Raw genomic sequence first — 20,679 nt, forward strand, 5'->3', positions numbered from 1 at the left:
AGCGGATTGGATCGTTTTGACATCGCACGCATTGAGCGGATGTCAGCGGAAACGGTCCAGCCATCGAGACAAAGGAGCGTGAGATGAATTCATCGACAAATTGGGTTGCAAAGCAGTACGTGTTGTTCGAAAACGAGCGCACGCGTCCAGTCAGGGATCTGCTTGCAGCGGTCCCGGCGACGGATGGGCAAGTGGCGGTGGACATCGGCTGCGGCCCCGGCAACTCCACCGAGGTGCTGGCAGCCCGCCTGCCCGGCGCGGCGGTCAGCGGTCTGGACAGTTCCGCCGACATGATCGCGGCGGCCAGGAAGCGCCTGCCGCAATTCCAGTTCGAGGTGAGCGACATTTCGAACTGGGCCGCGCCGGGCTCTTACGACCTGATCCTCGCCAATGCCGTGCTGCAGTGGGTGCCGAATCATGAGCAGCTGTTTCCGTCACTGGTGAAGAAACTTGCGCAGGGGGGCAGTCTTGCCGTGCAAATGCCGGACAACCTCGACGAACCCGCGCACCGCCTGCTGCGCGAAATCGCGGCGGACGGCCCTTGGGCCAACAAACTGAGGGGCGTGGAACGCACCATGCGCCACGGCGTCGACTGGTACTACAAGCTGCTCAAACCGCAGTGCGCGCGGGTCGACGTGTGGCGCACCGTCTACCACCACCCGCTCGCTGGCGGCGCGGACGCGGTGGTCGAATGGTTCAAGGGCAGCGCGCTGAGACCGTTCCTCGCCGAACTCGACGACAGCGAAGAAGGCCCCTTTCTGGAGCGTTACCGGGATGCGATCGCGCAGGCTTATCCGGCCCTGGCCGACGGCACCGTGTTGTTGCCGTTCCCGCGGCTGTTTATCGTCGCTACGCGCTAGCAGGGCCGCGCCGGTTGCCGGTTGCCGCCGCGTAGTATTTGTGGTGCCGGAGCCGCCAGGGTCAGTCAGGCATTGCCGCTCGTGAATTCTGCGTGATATTGTGTAACGTAAGCGGAGGGCGGCTTGCCGTCCCCACCGGAACGCAATTTACAGCAGCGAGCGTCGCCATGAGTGATGTACGCCATCATCTGAGTCCACGGGACCGTTTGGAGCTGTTGTGCTGGCTCACATGCGGCTGCCTTGGCGCTTATTACCTGAATGAGGACTGGCCTGACGCGGCGTTTCACGTGCAGGCCGCCCATAAGTGGCTCGACCATCGGTCCCGGGAAGCAGACTGGCTGAGTATCGCCAGGTTGTCGGCAACCGCACTGGAGATTGCGCGGCGGCACGCGAAATTTGTCGAGGCCGATTGGGCGCGGGATGCTGTCGAGGAGATTCTCGATACGGACGAGCTTGACCCGCAAGCGCGACTGGTGAAGCAGGTGCTGACGGATTGCCAGAACGCGCTAGCGGACAAGCGCCTGGCAGATTAAAAATTGTGCCGCAGGCCGACGATCACCGAGAGCTGTTTATCCGTGTCCGAATTGACGATATTCGGAATCTGCGCCAGATTCTCCGTTTGCCCCGTCGACGGATTGATCCCCAGTCCGGCGCCTGAGGATTTCTGCCCGATTTTCTGCCCGATCACCACCGCATAGACCGCCGTCCGCTTCGGCAAGCTGTACACCGCGCCCTGCAAAGCACCCGCGCCGCCGCGCAAAGCCCCCCTGAGCCCAAACTTGAAACGCAAAATGCCTGCGCTGAACGCGCTAAAAGCCTTCGAAGTCGCTGGCCGCACGGGCAGCTTTACCCGCGCAGCGGAACTGCTGAACGTGACACAAAGCGCGGTCAGCCGGCAAGTCCGGCAACTGGAAGCCCAACTCGGCGAGACGTTGCTCCAGCGTCACCACCACCATCTGGAGCTCTCGGCCGCCGGCCGCATCCTCCTGCAAGCACTGCAACAATCATTCGACCGGATCGAGCTCACGGTCCGCAGCCTGCAAGAGAAAACCCACCGCAACCGCCTGCGTATCAACGCGCCGCCCACCTTCACGAGCCGCTGGCTGATGCCGCGCCTCGGACGTTTGCGTGATGCGCACCCGCATCTCGAACTCAGCCTGTCGACCCGCGTCGACGACAATCTCGCCGAATCGGGCGTGCTTGACTGCGCCATCCGCTTCGGCAACGGCGAGTGGGACGGTTTCGACAACCGTCTGCTGATGAACGAACGGCACATCGCTGTCTGCGCGCCCGCGTTGCTTGCGCGTCAGGCCGGCCGCGCGGCCATCGACCTGAATCAGTTCACGCTGCTGCACGTGCTCGCGAGCGCCGATCAGCGCTATCTGACCTGGCAGCATTGGTTAAAGGCGGCCGGCATTGAAAACGTCGACACCCGCGGCGGCTACGAGTTCGATCTGCTCGATCACGCGATCCGGGCCGCTATCGACGGGCTTGGCGTGACGATCGCCGATCGTCACATGATCGGGCGTGAGCTGGCGGAGGGGCAGTTGGTACAAGTGCTCAATGTGCACGTCGACGGCCACCAGTCGTATTGGCTCGTTACGCGCGCAGAGCAGGACGAGTTGCCGCACGTCGCGCTGTTCCGCGACTGGCTGCAGCAGGAAATCTGGCTGACCGAACGCGCACTCGATTCGTCGGAGTCGGCACAGTCAGGCTGAGAGGATTGAAGCTTGCCATGCATCATTGCCCCGCTTTGCAGCGTGCAAGATGCGGCGTTAACCTGACATAAAAGACTGCGCCGATGGCGTCGCATCGGCGCAGTTTTCTACCGCTTTGAAGCTCCACCGCCAACCCTCGGGCAGCGTCAGGCGGCAGCAGCCAGTTCCGCCGCTTCGGGCCTAAAGGTGGCTTCGACGGCGGCATCCTCAAGAATCATCTCGGCGCCCTTCTCCGCCACCATCATCGTCGGCGCATTGATATTGCCCGACGTGATATTCGGAAAGATCGACGCATCGACCACGCGCAAGCCGGCAATGCCATGCACCCGCAAACGCGCATCCACCACCGAGGTGCGCGGGTCGTCGCCCATCGCGCACGAGCCGCACAGGTGATAGATCGAACCTGATTGCTCGCGGAAATACTGCAGAAAGCCTTCACGCGTATTAACCTGCGGCCCCGGCGAAATTTCCTCGACCGTGATCTCCTTCAACGCCGGCGATGCCATCACCTTGCGCACCAGCTCGCAACCCTGGATCACTTCGTCGATGTCCTTCTCCGTGGTTAACGCGTTGATGCGGATTTTCGCGGCGTCTTCCGCACGGTTCGACGCGATTTCGATCGAACCGCGGCTCGTCGGCCGGCACGGATTGAATGCCAGCAGGAAGCCCGAATACGGCTCGGGTTCGAGATTCGCCTTATTACTCTTCGGAATCCGATACGACAGCGGATTGAAGTAAAGCTGCAAATTCGGCTGTGCTTCCCGATCGTTGCCCTTGAAGAACCCGCCCGACTGGTTCACGCTCATCGCGAGCGGCCCCTTGCGTGTCAGCAGATACTGCAGGCCGAGCTTGAGCTTGCCGAGCAACGGCCGCATCTCGTCGTTCAGCGTCTTCACGTTCGCGCGATAGTAGAAACTCACGCACAGATGGTCCTGCAGATTCTGCCCCACAGCGGGCAGTTCCTTGACCATCGCAATGCGATGCTTCGCCAGCAATGCGCTATCGCCTACGCCCGAGAGTTGCAGCAGCTTGGGCGAATCGACCGCACCCGCCGACAGAATCACCTCACGGGTCGCCATGAACTGACGCGTAGTGCCGTTCTGCGTAACGGTCACGCCAATTGCCCGTTGGTTCCCGTCGAATAGCACGCGGCTTGCCAGCACCTCACGCTCGACCTTCAGATTCTTGCGCGTCAGCACCGGATGCAGGTATTCGAAGCTGCTCGACGACCGCCGCCCGTTGCGCGTATTCACGTCGTAGATGCCGGCGCCTTCGAATCGTGCACCGTTGAAGTCGTCGCTGCGCTTATAGCCGGCCTGGTCGCAGCCCTTCAGGAACACGCGGCAGATCGGATGGACCTCATCCTTCATCGGCGAGATACGGATCGGGCCGTCCGCGCCGTGATACTCGGTGTTGCCGAGCGGATGCGATTCGAGCTTGCGGAAATACGGCAGCACGTCGCGAAATGCCCAGCCCGGGTTGCCGGCCGCGGCCCAGTCGTCAAAATCATGCGGCTGGCCACGCACATAGATCATGGCGTTGATCGAACCGGAACCGCCCTGTACTTTGCCGCGCGGGCAATAGATCGGCCGGTTGTCGAGTTCCTTTTCGGGTTCGCTGTAGTACATCCAGTTATAGGTTTCGTTGTAGTACGTCCTGGTGAAACCCACCGGGATCTTGAACCAGAACGAACTGTCCTTGCCGCCCGCTTCGAGCAGCAGTACCGAATATTGACCTGACGCCGAAAGGCGATTGGCGAGAATGCAGCCCGCCGAACCCGCGCCGACGATGATGTAATCGTAGTTCATGCTCTATGTCGCCCGAGGGCGCTCAGTCCATTGAATGCGAAAATCGGGTTGAAACTCACAGGTCGACTCCCGCAGGTCGAACCCGACGGGTTCAATCCGGGTTCAACCCTTGGCCGGCGCGAGATCTTTCACGTCGGCGGGAAGCGCGGCCATTTGCAGATGCAGACGCTCGCCGGTGTACGGCGTGTGCTGCCGCACGACGTCCATGTTCAACTCCACGCCCAAGCCCGGTTCCCGCGAAGGAATGATGTAGCCGTCTTCCCATTGAATCGGCTTCTTCAACACGGCCGCATGGAAGCCGTCCCACGTGCCGATGCTTTCCTGAATCAGGAAGTTCGGCGTGCAGGCTGCGAGCTGAATGCTGGCCGCCGCGCCGATCGGCCCGTTGTACAGATGCGGCGCGATCTGCGCGTAATACACCTCGGCGATCGCGGCGACTTTCTTCGCTTCGAGCAGGCCGCCCACACGCGCCACGTTCAGTTGCAGGATCGACGCGGCACCCGCTTCGAGCAGCTTGAAGAATTCATACTTGGTGGTCAGGCGCTCGCCCGCGGCAATCGGAATGCTCGTGTGCTGCGCGACTTGCGCCATCGCGCCTTCCTGGCCCGGCGGCACCGGTTCTTCGAACCACAGCGGATCGTATTTCTCGAGACGTTTGGCAAGCCGGATTGCCGAAGACGGCACCATCTGCCCATGCGTGCCGAACAGCAGATCGGCGTTGCTGCCGACGGCTTCGCGCACGCGCCGGCAGAAGGTCTCGCAACGGTCGAGCACTTCCATCGACAGTTGATGGCCCGAATAAGCCGTATACGGCCCCGCCGGATCGAACTTCACCGCGGTGAAGCCGCGCTTTACGTTTTCAGCGGCGCATTCGGCGGCGAGATCGGGATCGTCGTAGTCGTATTCGCCGCGGCTGTTCTTCGGATACAGGTACGTGTACGAGCGCAAGCGCGGGTTCACCATGCCGCCGAGCAACTCGTACACCGGCTTGTTCGCCGCCTTGCCGATGATGTCCCAGCACGCCATTTCCAGCCCGCTGACCACGCCCATCATCGTCAGATCGGGGCGTTGCGTGAAACCGCTCGAATACGCTTCACGCCAGAGCCGCTCGATATGGTGCGGATCTTTATCGAGCAGGTAGCGGCCGAATACATCGTCGATGATGTGCGTCATCGCCTTCGGATGGAACGTCGCCGAATAGATTTCGCCGACGCCTTCAATGCCGCAATCAGTCTTGAGTTTGACGAAGATCCAGTACATGCCGCCCACGTGCGGCGGCGGTACGGCGACGATATGCGTTTCGAGCGAGACGACCTTCATTTACGCAACCCCTTTCGTATTAAGCATGTTTCTCAGCGCCAGGCCGGCAAAGCCGCCGAGCGCCGCCATTCCGGCCACATAGCCGAAGTAAAGCTGGTAACCGAAGACACCCGGGAAGTTCTGCGTCAGATAGCCATTGATCAACGGCAGGAACACGTCGGGCGAATACCCGAGTACGGAGATCAGGCCAATGGCGAGGCCCATCGTTTCGACCGGGATATTGCAGCGGTCCAGCAGCGACCAGTACAGACCGCGAATCGCGTAAGTCAGAATGCCGATGAAAAGCACGAGGAACACCAGCAGCACATGGCTCGAGATGCGCGGCGCCGCCATCAGGCCCAGCAGCGACAGTGCCGCGAGGAAGAGCGCGATCACCAGCACCGAGACCTTCGAATAACGGTCGCCGAGAAAGCCGCCGCCGATGCCGCCGATCGGCCGCATCCACAGCTTGAGCGTGGTGATCGTGCCGGCCATCACCACCGTCAAGCCGATCTCGCCTTCATGCAGATACGCGGAGAAACTGTAGGTGGCCCAAAACACCTGGTAGCCGCAGAACACAATGGCCGCGACCAACCACAACGCGGGAATCGACGCGAGCGTTTTCAGATCGGCCAGCACGTTGCTGCGTTTGCGCGTGGCGCGGTTGGCAGCGGCGTCTTTTGTGCCTTGCGGGTCTTTGACGAGCGCGAGCACCACACCGAGCGCGATGCACAGAAAGGCGTACATGTAGACGACCAGCTTGAAACCGGCCGCCACCGGCTCCCCCTTGGTCTGCGTGAACCAGGCGAACAGCGTGATCGCAATGGTCGCGAGCATGGCTTCGATCAAGCCGCGTCCGCCGTCGAGCAAACCGAAGAAGCGACCCTGCTCGTGCGTGCCGGCGATCATTGCCACGCGCTTGATGACGGCAGCCCAGAACGTCAATCCAGTCGTCAAGCCCCAGCCGCCGAAGATCAGCATCAGCACGTTGAACGACGGCGCGGTCGAATACCACAGACCGAGCACGCCGGTTGCAATCAGCGAAAAGCAGATCAACAGGCGCGGCGCGATCCGGTCGGCGAGCCAGCCGCTCGGCAGGTAGCTCAGCAGAAAGATCGTGCCGAGCGACGAATACAGATAGCCGAGCTGACTATCGGTGATGTGAAACACTTCGAGCATCGTCGGCTGATAGACCTGCCGAAGATACAGAATCGGGTAAATCGCGCCGGCCGCCAGCACCAGCAACATGAGCTGGATATAGCGGTGAGCCTTGCTGTCTTGCAGTGCGGCTTCTGCGTCGCTTGAGGCGAGCGACGCGGTGGATTGAACAGGTTGAGATGACACTTGAGTTCTCCTGATAGACACAGCGCCGCTCAAACGGTCCGCCGGATCTCTAATTTGTTGTTATAAGTGCAGCGAGTTTGCTGCGTTTCTGTGGGTTTCAAGGCGACGCGTGCTGTCTACTCCGAATCGCGCAGCACGCGCCGGTTTCAGCTTCAGTACTTCATGACCACGAGACGGGTCTGCGTGAATTCGAGCATGCCGTGCTTGCCGTCGTCGCCGCCGAGCCCCGAACGTTTCCAGCCCGCGTGGAAACCTTGATACGGATCGGCTGGCGTACGGTTCACATACAACTCGCCCGCCTCGATGCCGTTGGCGATTTTCATCGCGCTGCGATAGTTCTCGGTGTAGAGCACCGACGACAAACCAAACTGATGGTCGTTGGCCATTTCCAGCGCTTCGTCGAGCGTGCGGTATTTGACGACCGGCATGATCGGACCGAAGCTTTCTTCCTGGATGATTTCCATGTCCTGACGGCAGTTCGAGAGCAGCGTAGCCGGATAGAAAAAGCCCTTGCCTTGCGGCAGTCTGCCGCCGGTTTCGAGCGTGGCGCCCGCGGCAATCGCGCGCTCGACCATGCCGTGAATCGACTGACGCGAGGCGTCGTTGACAAGGGGCCCCATCAGCAAAGGCTGTTCGCTGCGATCGCCGCTTTCCACCGCGCTCATGTGCTTTTTCAGCAGTGCGACAAAACGGTCATGCACGCTCTCCTGCACGTAGACGCGTTCGATCGCCGTGCAAAGCTGCCCGCAGTGAGTGGTTTTGGACGCAACCAGATCGCGCGCGGCCTGCTCGAGATCGGCATCCGCCTCGATGATGGCGGGCGTCTTGCCGCCCAGTTCGAGCGACGGCCTGGCGATGTTCGCCTTGCAGTATTCGAGCACCTTGCGGCCCGCGCCGACGCTGCCGGTCAGCGTGATCATGCCGACCTTGGGATGCGTACAGAGCGCCTCGGCGGTTGCATGATTCATCGCGAGAATGTTGACGACGCCGGCCGGCAGCCCTGCCTTCTCAACCGCCTTAGCGATCTCGAACGCCGAGGTCGGTGTGTTGTTGCTCGGGCGCACCACCACCGTGTTGCCGGCGATCAGCGCAGGCGCCACCTTGCGCATGAACGTATAGACCGGATAGTTGAATGGGATCAGGCAAGCGACTACACCGATCGGCTCCCGATGCAGCACGAGGTTTTCGTCGGGCGTGTCGCTCGGGATCACCTCGCCTTCGATGCGGCGCGCCCATTCGGCGTGGTAGCGGGTGATCTGGCCAGCGTAGATCGCTTCATTGGTGGCGTCGGCAACGCTCTTTCCCGACTCCAGCGCGAGCGCCGCGCCAATGGCGGGCGCGCATTCGGCGAGGGCATCGGCGAGCTTGTGCAGATAGACCGCGCGCTCGGCCGAAGGCAGCTTGCGCCAGCCCTTTTGCGCGGCTGCGGCGGCGTCGACCGCGGCGATGGCCTCGGCCCGGGTAGCGCCCGTGACGTGGGCAATCACGGCTTCGGTGGCGGGGTTGGTGACGGCGATGAGCTCGCCGCTTGCCGCATCGATGAAGCAGCCGTTAGCAAAATTCCGATCGAGTCGCATGTCGTCTCCTGAAAAAGCGGGTGCGGTAGCGCATTGCCTTCATGCCGAAGGTGCATGGACGGAATTTTTCTCCGGAGGCACGGCGCCCCACAAGCGAATAATTCGCGGGACAAACATTCGAAAAAATCACGTTTATCCAGGGATGTGCCTCATACGCGACTCCCATCTCGAATAGCAGAATCCGGGCTTTGCCAACAAGCGGCGGCCTTCGCGGCTGGTCGAACCCTGTTTCGAACCACGGGGCCGCTCATGACCAAAGTCTGGAGCTCACAATGAAAAAGAATGTCATCGCCACCGCAGCCTTCACCGCACTCGCCTCGTTGACGGCCTCGTCAGCCTTCGCGCAAAGCAGCGTGACCTTGTACGGAGTGCTGGACGAAGGCATCGACTACACCAACAACGCCGGGCGCGGCGCGGTGTGGGAAATGGCGAGCGGTTATGCGCAAGGCAGCCGCTGGGGCATGAAGGGTTCGGAAGATCTGGGTGGCGGCATGAAGGCGGTGTTCCAGCTGGAAAACGGCTTCGACGTGAGTTCGGGGCGGCTCGGCCAGGGCGGCCGCATGTTCGGCCGCCAGGCTTACGTGGGTTTGAGCGACGGCCGGTTCGGCACGGTCACACTCGGACGCCAGTACGACTCGGTGGTCGACTACCTCGCGCAGACCACGGCCAACGGCAACTGGGCCGGCTACCTGTTTGCACACCCGTACGACAACGACAATACGGACAACTCGTTCCGTCTCGGCAACAGCGTGAAATACGCGAGCCCGGAGATCGCGGGCTTCCAGTTCGGCGGCGTGTACAGCTTCAGCAACGACACGAACTTCGCGAACAACCGCGCCTACAGCTTCGGTGGCCAGTATGCGAACGGCGGCCTGCTGATTGCGGCCGCGTACTTGCAGGCGAACAATCCGGGCGTCGGCTCCACCGGCGCGATCACCGCGAACGATGCGAGCTTCATCGCCGGGCGCATGCGGGTGTTCGGCGGCGGCATCAACTACACGTTCGGTTCGGCGACCGCCGGTTTTGCCTACACCAACTCGAACTATAAGGATCCGACCGGCAACGGCTATATCGGCATCCCGCTGGCGGCATCCGGCGTCGGGTTGAACACGCTGAAATACCAGAACTTCGAAGTGAACGGCAAATACCAGTTCACGCCGGCCTTCTTTATCGGCGTGCAGTATGTGTACACGATGGAGAACTACGATGCGTCGACTGGCAGCGTGAAGCCGAAGATTCACTCGGTCGGGTTGATGGCGGATTACAACTTGTCCAAACGCACGGATGTTTATGTGCAGGGCGAGTATCAGAAGGTCGCGGGCGACTCGACCCACTCGATTCTCGACAACGCGTTCATTCCGGGCGTGCAGGCGCCGTCATCGACGGGGAATCAGGTCGTCGCGCGGGTTGCGCTGCGGCACAAGTTCTGAGCGTCAGGGTTTGGAGGGCAGGAGCCGCCCCGTCAGCGGCTCCGCGGGCATAAATGTTCAAATCCTGTTGCATTACTCCGTTGCGTGGACGTGCATCACGCTGCTGTGCATCGACCACGCCATCCACGGACGGCGCAGTGCGACGATCGCGAGAAACGCGCAAGCCGCCAGCGCACCGAAGGTCGCAAAGCCCATCTGATAGCTGCCCGTGCTCTCCTTCGCGATACCCATCACGACCGGCAGATAAAAGCCGCCTACACCGCCGGCTGCGCCGACGATGCCCGACATCAGCCCAGTGCGGCCCGCCCAACGATGCGGCACCAACTGGAAGGTCGCGCCATTCCCCAGACCGAAGGCCACGTACAGGCACAGCAGCAGCGCAATCCCGCCCACCATCGACGGCATCGCGGCGGCGAAGACGAAATCACACAGCGAAATGATCGCGAGCAGTAAGGTCAACGCGCGCACGCCGGACACCTTGTCGGCAATCAGGCCGCCGAGCGGCCGCACCATCGCGCCGGTTGCGGCAAGCAGCGCCATGAACAGACCCGCGTCGATCTTCGACAACTGATACAGGTTGGTCAGCAGCAGCGAAACATACGACGACATGCCGACAAACCCACCGAACGTGATGCTGTACACCAGCATGATCACCCACGTGTCGCGCTCGGCCAGCACCGCGCGATAGCGCTTGGGCAGCACCGCAATCGCCAGCAGCGCACCGACCACCGGCAACAGCAGCACACCGGTCTTGCCCGAACCGAACAAGCCCGCTTCGACCAGCAGCACGAGTACGATCAAACCGGCCAGCGTTACCGCAAAGCTGCCGAACGCGCGCAACACGCTGCCCGATTTGATACCGGAATCGTTGGCCCAGAAGTACAGCGTGATCGCAGCAATCGCGAGCAACGGCAGTGCGCCGGCAGTCGCCATTTGCCATCCGTAGTGCGCCGCAAGTTGCGGGAACAGGAAGCCGTCGAGCACCGCGCCGATATTGCCCGCGGCGGCAAGACCCAGTACCAGGCCCTGCACTTTCGGCGGATAGTTGCTGCCGGCCATCGGCAGCGCCACCGCGAAGCTTGCACCGCCCACGCCGAGGAACACGCCGAGCACCAGCAGCAAGGTATACGACGGCACGAACGGCAACAACGGCAGCACGATCGTCGGCACCGCCGACAGCAACACGCCCATCAGCGCGATGCGTTTGCCGTGCGCCGATTGATAGAGGTTACCGAGCGTCACGCGCAGGATCGCCGCCGACAGCACCGGCACGGCGACCAGCAAACCTTGCTGCGCAGGCGTCATTGCAACGCTCTTGCTGATGAACGGCGCGAGCGGCCCATACAGAACCCAGACGGTGAAGCCGGTGTCGAAATAGAGAAAACACGCTACTAGCGCGCGCCAGTCCCCACTTTTTAGGGAGTTCATCACGTTTTTCATCAGGCATCCTCAAATATGAAGTTCTCAGTGAATGACACGGGAAAGAATCAGACGGTTTCGGCAACCACCGGAATCGAAGCGAGCTTCGAGCGCCGCTCGGCTGTCGTCGCGGGCCGGATCTGGCCGCGCTCCTCGACGAAGGCGACGTTACTGTCCGGCTCGCCACTGTTGACGAAGTGACGGAAGCGCTTGCGCGTTTCAGGATCGGTGACGGCTTTCTTCCATTCGCATTCGTAGGTTTCGACCACGTGCTGCATTTCCGCTTCGAGCTCCGCGGCCACGCCGAGGTGATCGTTGACGACCACGTCGATCAGATAGTCGAGCCCGCCTTCGAGGTTGTCGCGCCACACGCTGGTGCGTTGCAGACGGTCGGCCGTGCGCACGTAGAACATCAGGAAGCGGTCGATGTAGCGCACCAGCGATTCCTTGTCGAGATCCGAGGCAAGCAATTCGGCATGGCGCGGCTTCATGCCGCCGTTGCCGCAGACGTAGAGATTCCAGCCCTTCTCGGTGGCGATGATGCCGACGTCCTTGCCCTGCGCCTCCGCGCATTCGCGAGTGCAGCCGGATACGCCGAACTTGATTTTGTGCGGCGTGCGCAAGCCTTTGTAGCGGTTCTCGAGTTCGATCGCGAGGCCCACCGAATCGCCGACTCCGTAGCGGCACCACGTCGAACCCACACACGACTTCACCGTGCGCAACGATTTGCCATACGCATGGCCCGATTCGAAGCCGGCCGCGATCAGTTCTTCCCAGATGAACGGCAGTTGCTCGACCCGCGCGCCGAACAGGTCGACCCGCTGGCCACCGGTGATCTTCGTATAGAGGCCGTATTTCTTCGCCACCTGACCGACCGCGATCAAACCGTCGGGCGTCACTTCACCCCCTGCCATGCGTGGCACAACGGAATAGGTGCCGCCGCGCTGGATGTTGGCGAGGTAGTAATCGTTGGTATCCTGGAGCGAAGCGTGCTCTTTCTTCAGCACGAATTCGTTCCAGCACGAGGCGAGGATGCTCGCCACAGCCGGCTTGCAGATGTCGCAGCCGAGGCCGTGGCCGTGCTTCTCCAGCAATTCGCCGAAGCTGCGCAAACCCTCTACGCGCACGATGTGATACAACTCCTGGCGCGAATACGCGAAGTGTTCGCACAGGTGGTTGTTGACCGCGAGGCCCTGCTTTTTCATCTCCGCTTTCATCACCTGCGTGACGAGCGGCACGCAGCCGCCGCACGAGGTGCCGGCCTGGGTCGCGCACTTCAACGCGCCGATGTCGGTCGCGCCCGCGCACACGGCGGCGCACAGGTCGCCCTTCGAGACGTTGTTGCACGAGCAGATCTGCGCGCCGGCGGGCAATGCCTCGACGCCGAGCGCGGGTTTCGCCAGACCGTCGGACGACGGCAGGATCAGGAATTCGGGCGATGCCGGCAACTCGATCCGGTTCAACATCATCTGCAGCAGCGTGCCGTATTCGCTCGCGTCGCCGACCATCACGCCGCCGAGCAGATACTTGCCGCACTCGGACACCACCAGCTTTTTGTAGACCTGTTTGCGTTCGTCGCTGAACTGATACGCGCGGCTGCCCGGCGTGTTGCCGTGCGCGTCGCCGATGCTGGCGACGTCCACGCCCATCAGCTTCAACTTGGTGCTCATGTCGGCGCCGGCGAATTCCGCCGAGTCGCCGAGCAGTTGCTTCGCCACCGTGCGCGCCATGTCATAACCCGGCGCGACGAGGCCGAACAGTTGACCGTTCCACAACGCGCACTCGCCGATCGCATAGATGTGCGGGTCGCTGGTGCGGCACGCGTTGTCGATCACGATGCCGCCGCGTTCGCCGAGCGCGAGGCCGCTCTCGCGTGCAAGGTCGTCACGCGGACGAATGCCCGCGGAGAACACGATCATGTCCGTGTCGAGGAAGCTGCCGTCGGCGAATTGCATGCGATGCGTGCCGTTTTCGCCGTCGACAATCGCCGAGGTGTTCTTCTGCGTGTGCACCGTCACGCCGAGTTCCTCGATCTTGGTGCGCAGCACGCGGCCGCCGCCTTCGTCGACCTGAACCGCCATCAGGCGCGGCGCGAATTCGACCACGTGTGTTTGCAGGCCCATGTCGCGCAGTGCCTTCGCGCATTCAAGACCGAGCAGGCCGCCGCCGACCACCGTGCCGGTCTTCGAGCGGGCGCCGCATTCCTGCATCGCTTCGAGGTCGTCGATGGTGCGGTAGACGAAGCAGTCGGCGCGTTCACGGCCTTGCACGGGAGGCACGAATGGATAGGAGCCCGTGGCGAACACCAGCTTGTCGTACGGTAGCGTCTCACCGGTCGATACCGTCACGGTGCGCGCGTCGCGATCGATCGCCACGGCTTTCGCATTCAGCTTCAGCAAGACGTTCTGGCGTTCGAAGAAGCCCGGCTCGACGAGCGACAGATCGTCCGCCGTCTTGCCTGCGAAGAATTCGGACAGATGCACACGGTCGTACGCCGGGCGGGATTCTTCGCACAGCACGGTGATATCGAGGCCGTGCGCCGCGTCTTGTGCGAGGCATTCGACCAGTTTGTGGCCGACCATCCCGTGACCGATAACGATGATTTTCATGACCGCGGCTTCCTCAATGTGCTGGGCTCGAATCGCTGCCGAAGGGCTGCTGCGCGAAAGCGATTCCGGAAATAAAAACGGCGTCCCGCGAACCCAGTCGATGACTGAATTCGGGGGACGCCGTTGTCCTGACCTGTGCTGCGGCGAGCGCCATGTTGTTGCGCTCGCGACGGATCCACGTTGATCCGATGACAGGCTTAATGCAAAGCTTGTGCCAACCGTGCAAAATTCCCACTGCAGCACCGTGGCACGGGGCCCGGCGGCGAATGGCACAGACGTGCCGTCAGTCCGGGGCGCAATACGTTTTGATGCAGCGAGGCACAGGGGTGGTGCGACGCAGCACTGCGCGCGTGCTTGAGCCCAGCCTAATCACCAAAGCCCAATTCGGCCTCGACCGCTTGCCCGACGCGCAGCCACGTTCCGGCGCCGCGCGCAACGACTGCATTGTTGCCGAACGTCAGCGCACCATTTCGCTGCGGATTCGCCCGGTAGAGGCTCATGGTGTCGGTGGGCTCGTTCGGCCAATCGGGATCGGGCGCGCCCTTCGCCTGATCGATGGTCGGCATCGGGCAGCGCGAGCACAGCTTGACCAGTTGCAACTGCACGGCCCGATCCCCGGCTGCGTCGACATTCAGGCTCTCGACATAATCCTCTTCGTACGCATCGAGTCCCGTCAGTACGACGTTGGGGCGAAACCGGTCGATCGGAATCGACGGAGCGCCCTTACTGTTCAGGCGCCGGTTCAGATCGTCGAGCGAGGCCTGGCCGATCACCAGCAGCGGAAAACCATCGGCGAAATGCGTGGTGGCGCCGCCGACACTGCCGGTGTAGTCCGGATCGACAATCCGCGCGCGCTCGGGATTGAAGCGCAGAAGCCGCGCCGGCACGCCGAGAAACGCTGAAAACCAGGCGGCGCTTTCTTCGCCGGCGTCAAGCCCGTAGGCCGCGTCGTCCCAAACCACGGTTTGCACCGGTTGCGGCGCGCTGAGTCCGGCGGCGTCGAGCGGCGTGCGCAACTCGCTCATGCCCGGCGCGCGAATCACGAGATCACGTTCGCCGAGTTCGACATGGATCAGCGCCATGCGGGGATACGCGCGCTGTGTGAGCATCGCACCGCCCGGGTCGGTGACCATCCAGTATCGGTCGTATTCGAGGCCGGTGGCGAGCAGGCGTGCTTCATTGAGCGCAATGCCGGCGCAGGATTTGATCGGATAGACAAAAAGCTCGCTGATGGTGGGCATGGTGTGGAGCGTGAGGAACACGCGATTTCTTGTGTTGATGCCCGATTGTAAAACGCTGCCACGCGTTGAACGTCCTGCCTCGGCACGCCTGCTGAGCGAGGGTTTGCGCCGGGGGATTCCGAATCCGGCGGGATTCGGCGCGCTGCTTGAAACCGGCTGGGCCATGCGGCCGTTTCTTCCGGCCGCGCTTGGACGTAAAATCCCCAGGCGAAGCGCTCTGGCTAAAACAAGGCTGGCAAGTTTGCCTGGAAGCATCCCTACCGTAACCGAAACAGGAAATTGATTATGCTGAGCAAACCCGTGTTGACCGTTGCCGAAACGACCCGAATCCTCGAAGCCGCCCGCGCGGAGGCCGAGAAGAACCAGTGGGCCGTCGCCATCGTGGTGGTCGACGATGGCGGTCACCCGCTCGGCATGCTGCGTCTGGACGGCAGCTCGCCGGCCAGTTCGTACATCGCGACGGAAAAAGCCCGCACTTCGGCGATCGGCCGCCGCGAAACCAAGGTATACGAAGACATGATCAACAACGGCCGCACCGCATTCCTGAGCGCGCCGCTGCAAGGCACGCTGGAAGGCGGCGTGCCGGTGATCGTCGACGGCCAGGTGGTCGGCGCGGTCGGCGTGTCGGGCGTGAAGTCGGATCAGGACGCGCAAATCGCCCGCGCGGGTATTCAGGCAATCGCCGCTTAAGTTCGCATTTCGCTCGAAATCCGTTCAAAGCGACGGCAATAAAAACGACGCACAACACGGACCGATGCCCCCTCATCGGTCCCATTCAAAGATGGAGCAGTCGATGACTCAGATGAACCCGCGCGGTGGACTGCAAGTCGCCGCCAATCTCGACCAGTTCGTCGAAACCGAAGCCCTGCCCGGCACCAGTATCGACAGCGCCGCATTCTGGTCAGGTTTCGACGCCCTCGTGCACGAGCTGGCGCCCAAAAACCGTGCGCTGCTGGCCGAGCGCGACCGCCTGCAAACCGAACTCGACACCTGGCATCGCGCCAATCCGGGCCCGGTGCGCGATCTGCGCGCGTACCGCGCCTTCCTCGAAGGCATCGGCTACATCGTGCCGGTGCCGGCGAGCGTCAAAGCCACGACCGACCAGGTGGACACTGAAATCGCCGAACAGGCCGGACCGCAGCTCGTCGTGCCGCTGTCGAATCAGCGCTATGCGCTGAACGCAGCGAACGCACGCTGGGGCAGCCTGTACGACGCGCTGTACGGCACCGATGCGATCCCCGAAACCAACGGCGCCGAAAAGCAGAAGGCCTTTAACCCGGTGCGCGGCGCCGCGGTGATCGCATATGCCCGCAAGTTTCTCGATCAGGCCGCACCGCTCACGAACGGCTCGCACGCCGACGCCACGCTTTTTAGCGTCGAAGGCGGCAAGCTCGTCGTCACGCTGAAGAGCGGCAAGACCGAACTGAAAGCGCCGGCGCAATTCATCGGCTATCAGGGCGATGCGAGCGCACCGTCCGCCGTGCTGTTGAAGCACAACGGCCTGCACTTCGAAATCCAGATCGACGCGAACGATTCGATCGGCAAATCCGATTCGGCGCATGTGAAGGACGTGCTGGTCGAAGCGGCGGTGAGCACGATCATCGACTGCGAAGACTCCGTTGCAGCAGTCGACGCGGACGACAAGGTCCAGCTCTATCGCAACTGGCTCGGCCTGATGAATGGCGACCTGGCGGAGGAAGTCACGAAGGGCGGCAAGACCTTCACGCGCCGTCTGAACGCCGACCGCGTGTACACCGCCGCGAACGGCACAGCGCCGGTCGTGCTGCATGGCCGCTCGCTGCTGTTCATCCGCAACGTCGGCCATTTGATGACGAACCCGGCCGTGCTGACCAAAGACGGGCACGAGATTCCGGAAGGCATTCTCGATGCCGTCATCACGACGCTGTGCGCGCTGCACGACCGCAAGCACAAGCTGAATTCGCGCACCGGCTCGATCTATATCGTGAAGCCGAAAATGCACGGCCCGGCCGAAGTCGCGTTCGCGAGCGAGCTGTTCGCGCGCGTCGAAGACCTGCTCAAGCTGCCGCGCAACACGATCAAGATGGGCATCATGGATGAGGAGCGCCGCACGAGCGTCAATCTGCTCGCCTGTATCGGCGAAGCGTCCGAGCGTGTCGCGTTTATCAACACGGGTTTCCTCGACCGCACCGGCGACGAAATGCACTCGGCAATGGAAGCCGGCCCGATGATGCGCAAGGGCGACATGAAGTCGAGCGCATGGATTACGGCGTACGAACGCAGCAACGTGCTGGTCGGTTTGAGCGCGGGCCTGCGTGGCCGCTCGCAGATCGGCAAGGGCATGTGGGCGATGCCCGATCTGATGCATGCCATGCTCGAACAGAAGATCGTGCATCCGAAGGCCGGCGCGAACACCGCATGGGTGCCCTCGCCGACCGCCGCGACGCTGCACGCGCTGCACTATCACCAGATCGACGTGCAGGCGATTCAGCAGGAACTCGAACGCACGGACTACTCGACAGTGCGCGACGAACTGCTCGACGGCCTGCTGACGATTCCGGTCGTCGCCGAGGCGAAGTGGAACGCGGACGAGATTCGCAGCGAAATCGAGAACAACGCGCAAGGCATTCTCGGCTACGTGGTGCGCTGGATCGATCAGGGCGTGGGCTGCTCAAAGGTGCCGGACATTCACAACGTTGGCCTGATGGAAGACCGGGCGACGCTGCGTATTTCCAGCCAGCACATCGCTAACTGGCTGCATCACGGCGTGGTGACGCGCGAGCTGGTCGACGAGACTTTCAAGCGTATGGCGAAGGTGGTCGACGAGCAGAACGCGGGCGATCCGCACTACAAGCCGATGGCGCCGGGCTTCGACACGCTGGCGTTCAAGGCCGCGCAAGCGCTGGTATTCGAGGGGCGCCAGCAGCCGAGCGGCTATACGGAACCGTTGCTGCATAAGTTCCGGCTGGAAGTGAAGAAGGAGCAGTAAAGGCTTCTTTGGCGGTGGCTTGGGTATAAGGCTCGATCTTTCGGGCCCGCCCGGGTCGCAGCCGAAAACCAGGCCGAAAAGAAAGGCGGGCGCCGGATGATGCGGCGCCCGTTTTTTAATTTGCGCGTTGCTGCTGCTTGAAGCTGTTGAAGCTGTTGAAGCGGCCTCTTATCCTTAGAGGGTGTTAGGCACTTTTGTTAAGGGTTGCAAAGTGAACAAGCATAAGCACGGAGAATACGACGAAATGCAAACCAGCCAAGGTTTCGGGCAATCGTTCGTAGTCTCTGGCCAGTCGTCGGAACCGGTTGAGCCAGCCGAAGCTGCGCTCGACCACCCAGCGGCGCGGCAACAGCACGAAGCCCTTCTTCGCCTCCGGCAGCTTGATTACCTGAAGCTCAATCCCTTCGTCGAGTGCCGCCTGCGCAGGCTCTTCGCCGGTATATCCCTGATCGGCGAACGCCACCTTGACCGTCTGGCCCGTGGCCTGCTGAACCTGACGCGCCAGTTCTCCGACCTGCGCGCGTTCCTGTTCGTTGGCCGGCGTAACATGCACAGCAAGCAACTGCCCCAAAGTATCAACCGCCATGTGGACCTTACTGCCGCGTTTGCGTTTGTAGCCGTCGTAACCGGCGCGAGGCCCACTCTCGCATGTCGACTGCAGGGTCCGCCCGTCGAGAATGACCGCGCTGGGTTGACCACGGCGCTCCTGTGCGATCCGGATGATCGAACGCAGGTCATTCACCATCGCCTCGAAACAGCCTGCCTGAATCCAGCGTTGCGTCTGCTGGTAGACCAGTTCCCACGGTGGAAAATCATTGGGCAACAAACGCCACGGCGCACCCGCACGTACGATCCAGCGCAGCGCGTTGAACATCTCGCGCAGTTCGTAGCGGCGCTGCGGCGCGTCTTTGTTCATCAAGGTCAGGTACGGAGCGGCGAAGTACCACTCTTCATCCGACACATCCGTTGGGTATGGCCTGCGGTTTTTCATTCCGCCAGGATACCAGGTCTAACTCAAAGTTCCTAACACCCTCTAAGCCGCTTCAGCCGTATATTGCGCCGGCACGCTGGCCTGCATATTCGCCTGCAGATACGATTGCAGATACGCTTCGAAATCCGCTTTCACTTCCGGATGACGCAGCGCGAATTCAACCGTCGCCTTCAGGTAGCCCAGCTTGCTGCCGCAATCGAAGCGTGTGCCGAAGTAGCGGTACGCGAGAACCTGCTCTTCAGTCAGCAGCGATTGCACCGCATCGGTCAATTGCAGCTCACCGCCGGCCCCCGGCTTGAGCGCACGGATATGCTTGAAGATGGTCGGCATCAGCACATAGCGGCCCACCACGCCGAGGTTCGACGGCGCCTTGTCCGGTGCCGGCTTTTCGACGATGCCCGACAGCTTGATCACATTGTCTTCCCACTCGCGGCCGTCCACGACGCCGTACGAGCGGCTGTCTTCACGCGCGATGGTTTCGACGCCGATCACCGAGCTGTGATAGTGGTTGAACGTGTCCACGAGTTGGCTCATCACCGGCTTCTCGCTGTGCAGCAAGTCATCCGCCAGAATCACGGCGAACGGGCTGCCGCCCACCAGTTTTTCGGCGCACAGCACCGCATGGCCCAGGCCGAGCGCTTCGGCTTGACGCACATAGAAGCAGTCGACGTTGGCCGGCTTGATGCTGCGCACGAGGTCGAGCAGCTTCTGCTTGTTGCGCGCTTCGAGCTCCGCTTCGATCTCGTAGGATTTATCGAAATGATCTTCGATAGCGCGCTTGCTGCGGCCCGTCACGAAGATCATCTCGGTGATGCCGGCGGCAATCGCCTCTTCAACCGCGTATTGGATCAGCGGCTTGTCGACGATCGGCAGCATTTCCTTGGGACTTGCTTTGGTAGCCGGCAGGAATCGTGTCCCGAGGCCCGCTACGGGAAACACAGCTTTGGTGACTTTCAGCATGGTAGGCATTCCCACATCGGTTAGAAATTAGTGTGTCGCGGGCCTGGCGGCCACTCGATGTCGCCGAAAAGACTAACAAAAAATTAATTCATTTCTGGCGTTATTTTTTCGATTCGAATAAATAAATCGATTCTCTTTCGTCATTCCCGATCGTGGCCTTCATCAGGAAACAATTACGTAGCGGGATCGAATTATTTTCGGAAATCCCGAAAATTTTACGTATTCGGCGAAGCGGATATCGGCGAGCCTCAAACGGGTCCGGACGCGAATCGCGGACCCGCTCAGGCGCTCCCGGGCGCCGCTCATTCGTGCTCTTCGAGTTGAGGCAGCTTGCCTGGGTTGATCCGAAAACGGCGGATCGGCTCGTTGCGCAGCGCCTCCCGGTAGGCGGAGGCGGCGACAAGGATCAGCAGCACGGCAATGCCGGCGAGTAAATGCAGGTTCATGACTTCACC

17 protein-coding genes are annotated in these 20,679 nt (G+C 61.9%); 6 read left to right on the plus strand and 11 right to left on the minus strand.

Features of this window, described 5'->3' with window-relative positions; translation table 11 throughout:
* Positions 1 to 83 precede the first annotated feature (83 nt).
* A complete protein-coding gene (tam, locus tag AYM40_RS10690; RefSeq protein ID WP_063496198.1) occupies positions 84 to 860 on the plus strand; it encodes a trans-aconitate 2-methyltransferase in 777 nt (258 codons plus the stop codon).
* Positions 861 to 1,027: 167 nt separating this feature from the next.
* Positions 1,028 to 1,393 carry a hypothetical protein gene (locus AYM40_RS10695; RefSeq protein WP_063496199.1) on the plus strand — a complete coding sequence of 122 codons (366 nt, stop codon included), beginning with the start codon at positions 1,028 to 1,030 and terminating at the stop codon, positions 1,391 to 1,393.
* On the opposite strand, the gene AYM40_RS10700 is transcribed toward AYM40_RS10695, so the two are convergent.
* Positions 1,390 to 1,650, minus strand: coding sequence for a hypothetical protein (locus tag AYM40_RS10700; RefSeq protein WP_063496200.1), 261 nt, complete (start codon positions 1,648 to 1,650; stop codon positions 1,390 to 1,392). The two genes, AYM40_RS10695 and AYM40_RS10700, sit on opposite strands and share 4 nt — an antisense overlap.
* Before the next feature lies 1 nt (position 1,651).
* Here AYM40_RS10700 and AYM40_RS10705 point away from each other — a divergent pair, with 1 nt between their 5' ends.
* On the plus strand, positions 1,652 to 2,578 hold the full coding sequence (locus AYM40_RS10705; protein WP_063496201.1) for a LysR substrate-binding domain-containing protein: 927 nt from the start codon (positions 1,652 to 1,654) through the stop codon (positions 2,576 to 2,578).
* A gap of 146 nt (positions 2,579 to 2,724) precedes the next feature.
* On the opposite strand, the gene AYM40_RS10710 is transcribed toward AYM40_RS10705, so the two are convergent.
* The 4 genes from AYM40_RS10710 to aldA all read right to left on the minus strand — a co-directional run bounded on the left by AYM40_RS10710 (position 2,725) and on the right by aldA (position 8,606).
* The gene (locus tag AYM40_RS10710) at positions 2,725 to 4,386 is read right to left on the minus strand and encodes a GMC family oxidoreductase (RefSeq protein WP_063496202.1); all 1,662 of its coding nucleotides are present in this window, start codon (positions 4,384 to 4,386) and stop codon (positions 2,725 to 2,727) included.
* A 102-nt stretch (positions 4,387 to 4,488) separates the two neighbouring features.
* Positions 4,489 to 5,706 carry a mandelate racemase/muconate lactonizing enzyme family protein gene (locus AYM40_RS10715; RefSeq protein WP_063496203.1) on the minus strand — a complete coding sequence of 406 codons (1,218 nt, stop codon included), beginning with the start codon at positions 5,704 to 5,706 and terminating at the stop codon, positions 4,489 to 4,491.
* The gene (locus tag AYM40_RS10720; RefSeq protein WP_063496204.1) at positions 5,707 to 7,029 is read right to left on the minus strand and encodes an MFS transporter; all 1,323 of its coding nucleotides are present in this window, start codon (positions 7,027 to 7,029) and stop codon (positions 5,707 to 5,709) included.
* Between the two features lie 152 nt (positions 7,030 to 7,181).
* Positions 7,182 to 8,606 carry an aldehyde dehydrogenase gene (gene aldA, locus AYM40_RS10725; protein WP_063496205.1) on the minus strand — a complete coding sequence of 475 codons (1,425 nt, stop codon included), beginning with the start codon at positions 8,604 to 8,606 and terminating at the stop codon, positions 7,182 to 7,184.
* 272 nt (positions 8,607 to 8,878) lie between these two features.
* On the opposite strand from aldA, the gene AYM40_RS10730 reads away from it, so the two are divergent.
* Complete coding sequence (locus AYM40_RS10730; protein ID WP_063496206.1) at positions 8,879 to 10,036, plus strand: porin; 1,158 nt, start codon at positions 8,879 to 8,881, stop codon at positions 10,034 to 10,036.
* Between the two features lie 72 nt (positions 10,037 to 10,108).
* Here AYM40_RS10730 and AYM40_RS10735 read toward each other — a convergent pair whose 3' ends face one another.
* The 3 genes from AYM40_RS10735 to AYM40_RS10745 all read right to left on the minus strand — a co-directional run bounded on the left by AYM40_RS10735 (position 10,109) and on the right by AYM40_RS10745 (position 15,305).
* Positions 10,109 to 11,476: an MFS transporter gene (locus AYM40_RS10735; protein WP_063496207.1), complete on the minus strand. Its 1,368-nt coding sequence runs from the start codon at positions 11,474 to 11,476 to the stop codon at positions 10,109 to 10,111.
* Between the two features lie 47 nt (positions 11,477 to 11,523).
* Positions 11,524 to 14,064, minus strand: coding sequence for a nitrite reductase large subunit NirB (gene nirB, locus AYM40_RS10740; protein ID WP_063496208.1), 2,541 nt, complete (start codon positions 14,062 to 14,064; stop codon positions 11,524 to 11,526).
* 365 nt (positions 14,065 to 14,429) lie between these two features.
* Entirely contained in the window at positions 14,430 to 15,305 is an 876-nt protein-coding gene (locus AYM40_RS10745) for an MOSC domain-containing protein (RefSeq protein ID WP_063496209.1), read from the minus strand.
* 285 nt (positions 15,306 to 15,590) lie between these two features.
* Here AYM40_RS10745 and AYM40_RS10750 point away from each other — a divergent pair, with 285 nt between their 5' ends.
* Together AYM40_RS10750 and AYM40_RS10755 are read left to right on the plus strand one after the other, a co-directional pair.
* The gene (locus AYM40_RS10750) at positions 15,591 to 15,995 is read left to right on the plus strand and encodes a heme-binding protein (RefSeq protein WP_063496210.1); all 405 of its coding nucleotides are present in this window, start codon (positions 15,591 to 15,593) and stop codon (positions 15,993 to 15,995) included.
* 103 nt (positions 15,996 to 16,098) lie between these two features.
* Entirely contained in the window at positions 16,099 to 18,273 is a 2,175-nt protein-coding gene (locus tag AYM40_RS10755) for a malate synthase G (RefSeq protein WP_063496211.1), read from the plus strand.
* A 184-nt stretch (positions 18,274 to 18,457) separates the two neighbouring features.
* Here AYM40_RS10755 and AYM40_RS10760 read toward each other — a convergent pair whose 3' ends face one another.
* From AYM40_RS10760 to AYM40_RS41895, 3 genes are all read right to left on the minus strand, one after another.
* Entirely contained in the window at positions 18,458 to 19,264 is an 807-nt protein-coding gene (locus AYM40_RS10760; protein ID WP_063495529.1) for an IS5 family transposase, read from the minus strand.
* A 42-nt stretch (positions 19,265 to 19,306) separates the two neighbouring features.
* Positions 19,307 to 20,224, minus strand: a complete 918-nt coding sequence (gene galU, locus AYM40_RS10765) for a UTP--glucose-1-phosphate uridylyltransferase GalU (RefSeq protein WP_063496212.1) — start codon at positions 20,222 to 20,224, stop codon at positions 19,307 to 19,309.
* A 302-nt stretch (positions 20,225 to 20,526) separates the two neighbouring features.
* The gene (locus AYM40_RS41895) at positions 20,527 to 20,670 is read right to left on the minus strand and encodes a hypothetical protein (protein WP_181448365.1); all 144 of its coding nucleotides are present in this window, start codon (positions 20,668 to 20,670) and stop codon (positions 20,527 to 20,529) included.
* Positions 20,671 to 20,679 lie beyond the last annotated feature (9 nt).

It is taken from the genome of Paraburkholderia phytofirmans OLGA172 (assembly GCF_001634365.1).
In the GTDB taxonomy this organism is placed as follows: domain Bacteria; phylum Pseudomonadota; class Gammaproteobacteria; order Burkholderiales; family Burkholderiaceae; genus Paraburkholderia.